The organism is Mesorhizobium sp. M4B.F.Ca.ET.089.01.1.1, assembly GCF_004022605.1.
Taxonomy (GTDB): domain Bacteria; phylum Pseudomonadota; class Alphaproteobacteria; order Rhizobiales; family Rhizobiaceae; genus Mesorhizobium; species Mesorhizobium abyssinicae.
The window spans coordinates 1-9,973 of sequence record NZ_RZOS01000200.1 but is presented as its reverse complement, the minus strand read 5'-3'; the positions used below and the strand labels follow the sequence as shown (position 1 = coordinate 9,973).

12 protein-coding genes are annotated in these 9,973 nt (G+C 64.3%); 10 read left to right on the top strand and 2 right to left on the bottom strand.

The genetic code is table 11. The annotated features are described in order from the left end of the window. Both EN780_RS39755 and EN780_RS19025 read left to right on the top strand, forming a co-directional pair. Positions 1–254 (top strand): hypothetical protein (locus tag EN780_RS39755; RefSeq protein ID WP_210215043.1); only part of this gene is annotated, 254 nt, incomplete at its 5' end. A gap of 17 nt (positions 255–271) precedes the next feature. Then, complete coding sequence (locus tag EN780_RS19025; RefSeq protein ID WP_128274988.1) at positions 272–1,114, top strand: AraC family transcriptional regulator; 843 nt, start codon at positions 272–274, stop codon at positions 1,112–1,114. Between the two features lie 16 nt (positions 1,115–1,130). On the opposite strand, the gene EN780_RS19020 is transcribed toward EN780_RS19025, so the two are convergent. After that, entirely contained in the window at positions 1,131–2,240 is a 1,110-nt protein-coding gene (locus EN780_RS19020) for a glycoside hydrolase family 25 protein (protein WP_128274987.1), read from the bottom strand. Positions 2,241–2,563: 323 nt separating this feature from the next. Here EN780_RS19020 and EN780_RS19015 point away from each other — a divergent pair, with 323 nt between their 5' ends. The 6 genes from EN780_RS19015 (at position 2,564) to EN780_RS18990 (ending at position 8,398) form a co-directional block, all read left to right on the top strand. Beyond that, entirely contained in the window at positions 2,564–4,333 is a 1,770-nt protein-coding gene (locus EN780_RS19015) for an acyl-CoA dehydrogenase (protein ID WP_128274986.1), read from the top strand. A gap of 28 nt (positions 4,334–4,361) precedes the next feature. Then, positions 4,362–5,117 carry a crotonase/enoyl-CoA hydratase family protein gene (locus tag EN780_RS19010; protein WP_128274985.1) on the top strand — a complete coding sequence of 252 codons (756 nt, stop codon included), beginning with the start codon at positions 4,362–4,364 and terminating at the stop codon, positions 5,115–5,117. 209 nt (positions 5,118–5,326) lie between these two features. After that, a complete protein-coding gene (locus tag EN780_RS19005) occupies positions 5,327–6,652 on the top strand; it encodes a hypothetical protein (protein ID WP_128274984.1) in 1,326 nt (441 codons plus the stop codon). Then, a complete protein-coding gene (locus tag EN780_RS19000) occupies positions 6,645–7,238 on the top strand; it encodes a hypothetical protein (RefSeq protein ID WP_128274983.1) in 594 nt (197 codons plus the stop codon). Before EN780_RS19005 ends, EN780_RS19000 begins: the two co-directional genes overlap by 8 nt. After that, a complete protein-coding gene (locus EN780_RS18995; protein ID WP_128274982.1) occupies positions 7,235–7,813 on the top strand; it encodes a hypothetical protein in 579 nt (192 codons plus the stop codon). Before EN780_RS19000 ends, EN780_RS18995 begins: the two co-directional genes overlap by 4 nt. A gap of 15 nt (positions 7,814–7,828) precedes the next feature. After that, on the top strand, positions 7,829–8,398 hold the full coding sequence (locus tag EN780_RS18990; RefSeq protein WP_128274981.1) for a hypothetical protein: 570 nt from the start codon (positions 7,829–7,831) through the stop codon (positions 8,396–8,398). 16 nt (positions 8,399–8,414) lie between these two features. Here the strand turns inward: EN780_RS18990 and pdxH are convergent, their stop codons facing one another. Further along, positions 8,415–9,032: a pyridoxamine 5'-phosphate oxidase gene (gene pdxH, locus EN780_RS18985; protein WP_128274980.1), complete on the bottom strand. Its 618-nt coding sequence runs from the start codon at positions 9,030–9,032 to the stop codon at positions 8,415–8,417. Between the two features lie 40 nt (positions 9,033–9,072). On the opposite strand from pdxH, the gene EN780_RS18980 reads away from it, so the two are divergent. Further along, the gene (locus tag EN780_RS18980) at positions 9,073–9,537 is read left to right on the top strand and encodes an RT0821/Lpp0805 family surface protein (protein ID WP_128274979.1); all 465 of its coding nucleotides are present in this window, start codon (positions 9,073–9,075) and stop codon (positions 9,535–9,537) included. 99 nt (positions 9,538–9,636) lie between these two features. Next, a partial coding sequence (locus EN780_RS18975; protein WP_133372644.1) for a DnaJ domain-containing protein occupies positions 9,637–9,973 on the top strand: 337 nt, incomplete at its 3' end.

The following is a 9,973-nucleotide window of genomic DNA, read 5'->3' as shown; positions in this document are numbered from 1 at the left end:
CAATAATAGCGATTTTGAAGCTCATCACCTTCACCTTGGTCCAATCGAATGCTAGGCAAGGAGCAGCAAGGGAGGATATGGCCGCACGCCAGGGCGTGCATGCCACTCAGGCCGGAAATCCGGCCTTTTCTCCTCCCGCCCGCTCCTCGACCGCGGGTCATTCCCGTTCTCTGGAGCTGGATTATGCGCTTATTCGTAGGCACGAACAGAGAAGGATTATGCTTTCGAGGGTAATTTTGTGCTGCAGGACCTGATCGCCAACGGCCCATCGATGCGGACGGTCTCGCTGCCGCGCGGCCGCCAGCGCCTCCATGCCATGCCGACCAGCACCGGCTATGAGGTGCGCGAGGACGAAACCTATGACTGGGACGGGCGAAAGCGCGGCCAGACCCCGTTCACCGTCCTCCAGCACACGATCGGCGGCACCGGGCAATTACGCTACGAGAGCCGCAACTACCGCCTGCAGGCGAACGACACGCTGCTGGTGCTGGTGCCGCACAACCATCGCTACTGGCTGGCCAAGGGTGATCGCTGGGAATATTTCTGGATCTCGATGAACGGCGAGGAGGCGCTGCGCATCCACAAATCGATCCTAAGCGTCTCGGGCCCTGTGTTTCGGTTGCAGCCAACGACGATCGACCATCTTGCCGACTGCAGCCTGCGCCTCATCGCGGGAGCCGGTTCGCCGGGTGCCGCTTCCGCCGTCGCCTACGAAGCTGCCATGGCCCTTTACGACGATGTTTTCGGGTCGCACGCCTTCGCGGAAAAACAAAGCGCCATGCAGCCGGTGATCGACCACATCAACGCCAATCTCGACAAGCCGCTGCCGGTGGCGGACCTCGTCCACATCAGTGGCCTCAGCCGCGCGCACTTCTCGCGCTGCTTCGCCGAGAGCGAGGGCATCCCGCCCGCCGAATTCGTCTTGCAGCAGCGGTTGCAGCGCGCGGCAAAACTGCTGACCAAAGCGGATTTCCTGCCGGTCAAGGAGGTCGCCGTCCTGTGCGGCTTCGAGGACGCGAATTACTTCTCCAAGGTTTTTCGCCGTTCCTACGGCACGACCCCGACGCAATTTCGCACCACTGGCATGTATGCCAGCCTCGGAAATCATCGCTGACCCGGTTGCCGGTTGCTCAGCGCCGCCTGCGGTCGATCGCGGTCGAAGCGGTGCTCACCGGATCGGCCGCCGCGAAGGCGGCCTCGAGCTGCAAGGGCGAGCGCTGCTCGGTGCGCTTCCAGGCAACATACTCGGCAATGCCGAAGCGCGGCCGCCGTGGCACCGTCTTCACCACCGGCATGCTGAAGCCGTCGCGGAATTTCTGCCAGCGCTGGCCGAGCACCGAGACCATTTCCTCGAAGGTCGGCGGCGTCGCGACATCGGCATAGGTGATGGTGAATTTGCCGGCGAGCCCGGCCTCGCGCGAGACCGGCACCGGGATCGAGGCGAGATAATCTGACGGCACGTCGATCAGGCCGCCAAAGGCCCATTGCTGGCGCAACCGGTCGGCATTCATCGGTGCGACGGAGACGTCGATGTCGTTGGGCGTGCCCGGCACGCGGTAGGGGCATTTTAGGCGGCCGCAATTGGTGTGCGCCGAAAACTGCCAGAGCGCGTAGCCCTGCCAGTTGCCCATCGGAAAATGCACCTCGATGTCGGGCTTGTAGCGCGCATACCAGAGCGGCAGCCGCGACAGGAGCCGGTACTGATAGCGGTTGTCGGCAATGAATTGCGCAGTCCTGCCGTTGGTGTAGAGCACCGGGAAGCGGCCAAGGCGCCGATGCACCTGGCGCACGAACTCCTCGGCATCCTCCAGCGACATCCACTGCGTCGGATCGTTGCCTTCGATATCGAGGGCAACGAGGTCGTCTGGCGCCGGTTCGGCGAAATCGATGAAGTTATTGGCCTGCTCGACCGGGTTGCCGGGGCGGGCAAGGTGATAGGCGCCCCATTTCAGGCCGAGCGCCTTGGCCACCACCTTGCGCGTCTGAAACAGTTCGCGCGTCACCGCGAAGCGCTTCCACAACGCCTTGCAGAGCCGGAACTCGGTCTCGTCGCCCGAACAGAAATAGGCCGGCGGCAGCCCGTCGGAGGCCTTGTTGATGAAACCGACGATGCGCTTGTCGGTGGCAAGCTCGGCCCAGTCGATGGAATTGTATTCGTAGGCGTCGATGACCAGCGCGCGGTCAGCGTTCTTCCACGGCTCGGAGAAATCCGAGGCCTGTGCCGCCGTGCCGAGCACCATCGCAGCCGCGAGAAGTGCCAGGCGGCGAAGAGGGCGCGCCGGCTCTTTCAATCAGGGTTGTCCCCACTGACAAGAGGGTATGCTGAACCGCTATGGTTAAGGAAGTGCTTTCAAAACCAATGAGACTCTTTGCGGCAAAAGCGCGACGAAACATGAACGGATCGGGCGCCGGCTGCTGCGACGTGTCGTTGCGACTGCAAAATCCACGTGACAAAGTTTGACGTTTACGTAAAAAGAAGATCGGAGGCCGCCCAAAGGCGGATGGTTTTGCATCGGCCCGGGTCCTACGATCAAGTGGCTGAGGCAGCGGAGGAGCAAGCGGCATGTATAAGGCACCCGTCGAGGACATTTCGTTCACGCTGAAGCATGTCGCCGGTCTCAAGCCTGCGCTGGACGCCGGCACGTTCGGCGATCTCGGCGAGGATATTGTCGACGCCATCCTGGCCGAAGCCGGCCGCTTCGCCAGCGAGGAGGTGGCGCCGCTCTACAAGATCGGCGACGAGCATGGCGCGGTGCTGCGGGATGCGGCCGTCACCATGCCCCCCGGCTGGAAGGAACTCTACCGGCGCTGGATCGACGGCGGCTGGAACGCGCTGTCAGGGCCGGAGGAATTTGGCGGCCAGGGCCTGCCGACCATGCTGGCCGTCGCCGCGCTCGAAATGTGGAACTCCGCCGCCATGGCTTTCGGCATCGGCCCGACGCTGAGCATGGGCGCGGTCGAGGCGCTCGACAAGCACGCCTCCGAGGCACTGAAGGAAAAATATCTGGCCAAGCTCGTTTCCGGCGAGTGGATGGGCACGATGAACCTGACCGAGCCGCAGGCGGGTTCCGACCTCGCCGCGCTGCGCACGCGCGCCGAACCTGTCGGTGACGGCACCTACCGCATCTTCGGCCAGAAGATATTCATCACCTATGGCGAGCACGATTTCACCGACAACATAGTCCATCTGGTGCTGGCGCGGCTGTCCGACGCGCCGGCCGGCACGCGAGGCATTTCGCTGTTCCTGGTGCCGAAATTCCTGGTCGGCGACGATGGCGCTCTCGGCGCCCGCAATGACGTTTTCTGCTCCGGCCTCGAGCACAAGCTCGGCATCCACGCCTCGCCGACCTGCACCATGATCTATGGCGACGGTTTTCAGGGCACGACTCCCGGTGCCATCGGCTGGCTGATCGGCGAGGAGAACAAGGGCCTGGCCTGCATGTTCACCATGATGAACAATGCGAGGCTTGCCGTCGGCATGCAAGGCGTTGCGGTGGCCGAGACAGCGACGCAGAAAGCGATCGCCTACGCCAACGAGCGTCGCCAGGGCAAGGCGTCGGACTATTCACGCTCCGGCATGGCGCCGATCGTCCATCACCCCGACGTGCAGCGCAATCTGCTCACCATGAAGGCGCTGACCCAGATCGCGCGCGCTATCAGCTATTCTTGCGCCCATGCCCTCGACCGCGCTCGCGTCGGCGAAGGTGAGGCCGCCGCCAATTGGCGCGATCGCGCCAACCTTTTGACGCCGCTGGCAAAAGCCTTTTCGACCGATGTCGGCGTCGAGGTCGCCTCATTGGGCGTCCAGGTGCATGGCGGCATGGGCTTCATCGAGGAGACGGGCGCGGCCGCGCTCTACCGTGACGCCCGCATCGCGCCGATCTACGAGGGTACCAATGGCATCCAGGCGATCGACCTGGTGGCGCGCAAGCTGCCGCTCGGCGGCGGCGAACATGTGCATCAATACATCGGCGAGTTGAAAGCGATGGCGGACGCGGTGCGTACGTCCAACATCGAAGGCTTCGGCCGCACCGCGGACAATCTCGATAGGGCGCTCACCGATCTCGACGAGGCGACACGCTTCCTGCAGACGCTGATGGCCGATGGCAAGGCTGATGCCGCCATGGCCGGGGCCACGCCTTATCTGCGGCTGATCTCGCTCGCCGCCGGCGGCGCCTATCTGGCGCAGGGCGGGCTTGCCGATCGCGGCCGCATCGCGCTCTGCCGCTTCTTTGCCGAAAACCTGCTCGGCGAGACGCGCGCCTTGAAGGAGCGCGTCATCGACGGGTCCGAAAGCCTCGCCGCCGCAGGCAAGGCACTGATTTCCGCCTAGAACATCCTGACATGCGAAGGAACTGACCGTGACAGACCACATCCTCGTCGAGCGTCAGAGCGCCGTGCAGATCATCCGCATGAACCGGCCTGACAAGAAGAACGCGCTGACCCGCGCCATGTATGCGAAGATGTCGGCAGCCCTGGCCGAGGGCGACGCCGATCCGGCGGTGCGCGTGCATGTCTTCCTCGGCGTGCCCGGCGCCTTTTCTTCCGGCAATGACCTTGCCGACTTCCTGGTCATCGCCACCGGCGGCGAAGGCGGCACCGAGGTCTGGGATTTCCTGATGGCGCTGGCCAAGGTGGAAAAGCCGATGGTGTCGGGCGTCGACGGCATCGCGGTCGGCATCGGCACCACGCTCAACCTCCATTGTGACCTGACCTTCGCCACACCGCGCACCATCTTCCGCACGCCTTTCGTCGACCTCGGCCTGGTGCCTGAGGCGGGCTCCAGCCTGCTCGCGCCGCGGATCCTCGGCCAGCAGGGCGCCTTCGCCCTGCTCGGTCTCGGCGAAGCTTTCTCCGCCGAGCGCGCGAAAGCCGCCGGCCTGATCTACGACGTCGTCGAGGAAGGCGCGTTGGAAGCCGCGGTTCTGGCTGCTGCCAACGAGATCGCCGCCAAGCCGCCGCAGGCGCTGAAGATCGCGCGCGACCTGATGCGCGGCTCGCGCGACGATCTCGTCGCCCGCATCAAGGTCGAAAGCGAGCATTTCCGCGAGCGCCTGAAATCCGACGAAGCGCGCGCCGCGCTCACCGCCTTCATGACGCGCAAGAAAGCGAGCTGATCCACGACACTGTCAGGTTGTGGCAGCTTCGCGCGAAACTCGCGTTAAACGCGATTTTTGATCTGTACACCGCGGTTCTCGCGTCCTATCCCACGAACCGACGGGGCGGGGGCCTGGTCGGTGGAGAGGGCATGGCCCGCAACATCGCTGCCAAGACGCAACCTTCCGAAACGATCTGGGGCATGCATTTGACGGATTGAGCGTCCGACATGTTTGCCGATGCCGCAAAGCCGCTGGTGCTGACCCTGAAACTCTGGTGGCGCTTCTGGCCGCAACTGGTCGCCATGGTGCTGCTGGGCATCGTGTTCGGTGACCTGTTCATGCAGATCGCCGCGCGCGCCGCCTTCCTGAACCACATGGCGGGGCTTGCGCTGCTGACGTTGGTCGCCCTGACGCAGCTCACTGTCACCGTCGCCATGTTCCAGACGCTGCTGCCTGCCCTGCCGGCGACACGTGCCGCGCAGCAGGCGGCACGCAGCGAAGCGTCCGGCGAGGTGCGCGGCGGAGGCGCGCGGCTGGCGCGCATGGTCACCGTCGCGCTGCTGCCGTTCTTCGCCTACTACGCGGCCTGGGGGTTCCTGGGCGACACGGTGCGGCAATATTCGCGTGTCACGCTCGACATGGCGCCGTTCGGCGAAAGCGCGGGGAACGTGCTCGATGTGCTGGATTCGCGATGGCTTGTCCTGTCCGTCGCGATCTCATGGTTGATCCGGCGCTTCGCCAACGCAATGCAGAAGCGCGGCGAGGCGCGCTCCTTCTGGCAGATCGTCGTGGTGATCTGCGAGACAAACTGGATCTTCATCGGTCTCTACGTCATCTCGCGCTGGAAGGACGACGTCGTCGGCTGGTTCATGAGCCGCAACATCTTTTCCGTCCTGCAGGCCGCGGCGGACGGCATGGCCAGTCCCATCGCAAGCGCCTTCGCCGATCCCATGGTTCCCGTCGAGGTCACGTCCGTCGACACGACGGCCAGGCTGGTGAACCTGTTCTTCTACATGCTGCTGCCGGTGATCTGGCTGGTGCTGGCCGCGCTCATCTACGGCTACGACGTGCGTGACGACAAGGAACTGATGCGCGCGCATCAGCGCGTCGAACGCCTGGGCGCGCGCTACAGCACCATTCCGAAATTCCTTCGCGATTTCGTCGAACACTTCATCAGCGGCTATCGCTCGCGCTATCTGCCGATCGCCAACGGTGTGCGCATCACGCTGAGCTCGGGCGTTGTGCTGGTCGTCACGCTGATCGTCGGCTACCGGCTGGTCGACTGGCTTGCCGCCTGGGCGTGGCTGGGCACGACGCGCCTCATCGGCCCGCATGAGCTCGACACCTGGCAGGTTCTCTCGCATGGCGTTTCCTTGCTGTTCGGCAGTCCGTTCCAGGACTCATCGACCGGCATCCTCGTCGAGCCGCTGCGCATCTGTTTCCTCGCCGCGATCCTCGAAACCGCATTCGCGTTGCCGAAGCGCCAGACCAGTGGAGGCGCGCAGCCCACCGGTCCGAAAGGCGCGGCGGAAGTCGAGGCGCAAAATGCTTGAGGCCGCCCGCTCGCGTCTGAAAGCCTGGATCGTTGCCGGTATCGGCACCGCGGCGGCGATTGCCGTTGCCGGTGTCCTGGGCGCCTTCGGCGCAAGGCACGAGCCGATGCCCGTTCTGGCGCAAACCAGTCGGATCGAAACCGGCCAGTGGCTGCTGCAACCATTGAAGGCCTACGTCACCGACGGGAAGCACGCTTATGGCGCGCCGGTCAAGCCTGGCGGGAAAGCGCTCGTCCTCGAAGTCGAAATGACCAACCGCACGGCAAAGTCCTCGAAGGACTATTTCGAGATCCTGCGAGCGAGCCAAACAGCGGCCGATGCCGCGACAAAGCCTTTCATCGTGCTGATGCGCGACGCGACGCTGTCGCCGGAACTGCATCCCGGCATGCCGGAGCGCATGGCCTACATCTGGGAAATGCAGCCTGGCGCGGTGTCGCCGACGAGCTTCGACCTGACGGTCATCGGCAAGACCTATAAGCAGCGTGACAACCTCTACGGGTTGCCCGGCTGGTTCAATCCGACGCCGATCGGCACGCTGACGCTTGCGGTCGGTGCCGGGCCGGACACGGCGCAGGTCCAGCCATGATGCGTAAGATGGCCAACGTCGTCCTGCTGCTCCTCGCGACCGCCCTCTGTTACGGCCTGCAAGTGTCGAAGCCGCACTATGCCGAACTGATCGGACCGATCCCGGCCTACGGCAAGCTGGGCGATGCGGTTGTCGGGCGCGGCTTCGAGGCGCGCGCCGCCAAGGTGGCTTTCGCGCGCAACCTGAAGGTCGACAGATATGGCCAGACCAAAGTGTTCACGACTGGCGGCATCTGGGCGGTGGTGACGGTCGAGTTTGCGGCAAGTGCGCAATCGACGACGGTGGCGGCCGCTTCCTGGCGCGGTCCTACGGGCCTCGCCTATGACCAGACCGAACGGCTGTCCTTTGCCGATGGCCTGCTTCCCGTGGCCATCGATCCCGGCCTGCCGAAAAAGGCGAGGCTGATCTTCGAAGTACGGCCGGACGAGGTGAGCAATGCCACATTGCTGATCTCCGAGAAACTGATGTCGGCGCTCGACTCGCAGGCCGAGATCTCGCTCGGACCGGTTGCTGCCGGAGCTGACGGTTTACCCGCCGAGACTGTCGACACGCTCGATCTGAAGCAGCCGATCTGAAGGGGATGGCGCCAAATGACGGCAAGGAGTCTGGATTGGGAGAGCGGGCAGGGCGAACGGAAATGGCGTCGCCGCAGCCTTTGGGCTCTCCTCCTGCTCGTTCCGCTGGCACTGACCGGGCAGGCCTATGACAGCGTCAAGACGCTGCTGGGCGGCGAGGATCTGTTTCCGCGCCAGGTCGCTTGGGGACAGAGCGCGCATTTCGGTGGCAGCGACTGGAAACTGACCGATCTGCGCGGCGCCTTCGGCATGTCGAACCTGCCGCCGGATTCGGTGCCGGTGCTAGCCGACTTCTCCGTAAAGGTTGGCGATCCCGATCTCCAGAAACTCTGGCTTGGGTGCAAGGTGATGCTGATCGATGCCGAAGGCAGGCGCTGGTCGCCGACATCGCTGGTGTCGCTGAAAGCACCGGGCGATGCCCACACCTGCGTGTCGGCGATCTTCTCCGGCGCCAGACGCGGCGATACGTTGAATTTGCGTGAGACGTTCCTGGTGCCGAGGCAGGCGACCAAGACGATACGCCCGGCGGTCGGTCTCGCCAGCGAGAGGCCGCATTTCCTGTTCTTCCAACGGGAGAAGGATTGATCTCCGGCGCATCCAGCTAGGGATAGAGCCGCGTCTTGTCCCAGCCGCCTTCCGCGTTGCGCGAGAAGACCAGCCGGTCATGCAGGCGGAACGGCCGGTCGTGCCAGAACTCGATCGACTGCGGCACGATGCGGAAGCCCGACCAGTGCTTAGGCCGAGGGATCTCGCCGATCGGGTAACGCGCGGTGTATTCGGCCACCGCCTTCTCCAGCGCGAAGCGGCTTTCCAGCGGCCGTGACTGTTTCGAGGCCCAGGCGCCGATGCGGCTGCCGCGCGGCCGCGTCGCGTAATAGGCGTCGGCCTCGGCGTCGCTGACGATCTCCACCGGGCCGCGCACGCGCACCTGCCGGCGCAGCGACTTCCAGTGGAAGCACATCGCCGCCTTCATGCTGCCTAGAATTTCGCGGCCCTTGGCGCTTTCGAAATTCGTGTAGAAGACGAAACCGCCTTCATCGAACCCTTTCAGCAGCACCATCCGCACGTCAGGCATGCCATCGGCATCGACGGTCGCCAGCGCCACGCCGTTGGGGTCGTTGGGCTCGCTCCTGGTCGCGTCCTCCAACCAGGCGGCAAACAGCCGGAACGGCTCCGCGGTTTCGGTAAAGTCACTCGTTGTTAACTCAGTTTCGCTCATAGTTTTCCAAATTCTTACCGTAGCCGGAGGACATTGCCTGTTGTCGCGCATCATGCAAGCTTTTGACAGCAGGCAAAGGGGCGTTATCGCTTCGGCCAGCGTCAGGCTGATGGTCGCGGCCATGGCCCTGCCGCTAGCCGCTTGCGGTGCCGGCGGCTTCAGCCTGGAGAAGGCGGAAATCGACCGCTCGATCGTCACCGCCAGCGCGCCTTCCTCGCCCGCCGCGCCGGCGAGCGGCGATGAGGACTCGGATCAGACCACCATCGGCAATGCTGTCTCGTCGGCCGACATCCTGGAACTTGGCGGCCAGGGGGTGCCATGGGCGAATGCCGGCACCGGGTCGCGCGGCTCGATCACTGAAATGGTCGAACTGAAGGACGCCGGCCTGACCTGCCGCCGCTTCACCGCCTCGCGCGAGAGTTTCGACGGCGTGTCGCTGTTCAAGGGCCAGCTCTGCATGGCCGCCGCCGGCGGCTGGCACATGCAGGAATTCAAGGCGCTCTGAATTCAGTCGCCGATCGCGTCTTGCGCCACTGGAATTTCTTCCTATGCGAGCGCATATAGGAAGCGACCATGAACTCATTTTCTCTTGCAGGCAGGATTAATGCGCGACCCCTATGAGGTGCTGGGCGTTGCCAGGAACGCATCGGCCAAGGACATAAAATCGGCGTACCGCAAGCTCGCCAAGAAGCATCATCCGGACCAGAATCCGAATGATCCCAAGGCGAAGGACCGTTTTGCCGCCGCCAACCAGGCCTACGAGATCGTCGGCGACGAGAAAAACCGCGCCGCATTCGATCGCGGTGAGATCGACGCCGACGGCAAGCCGAAATTCCAGGGTTTCGAGGGCGCTGCCGGCGGTGGCGACCCGTTCGCAGGCTTTCGCCGACAGCAAGGCCCGGGCGGCGCGCATTTCGAATTCCGCTCGGGCAGGCCGGGCG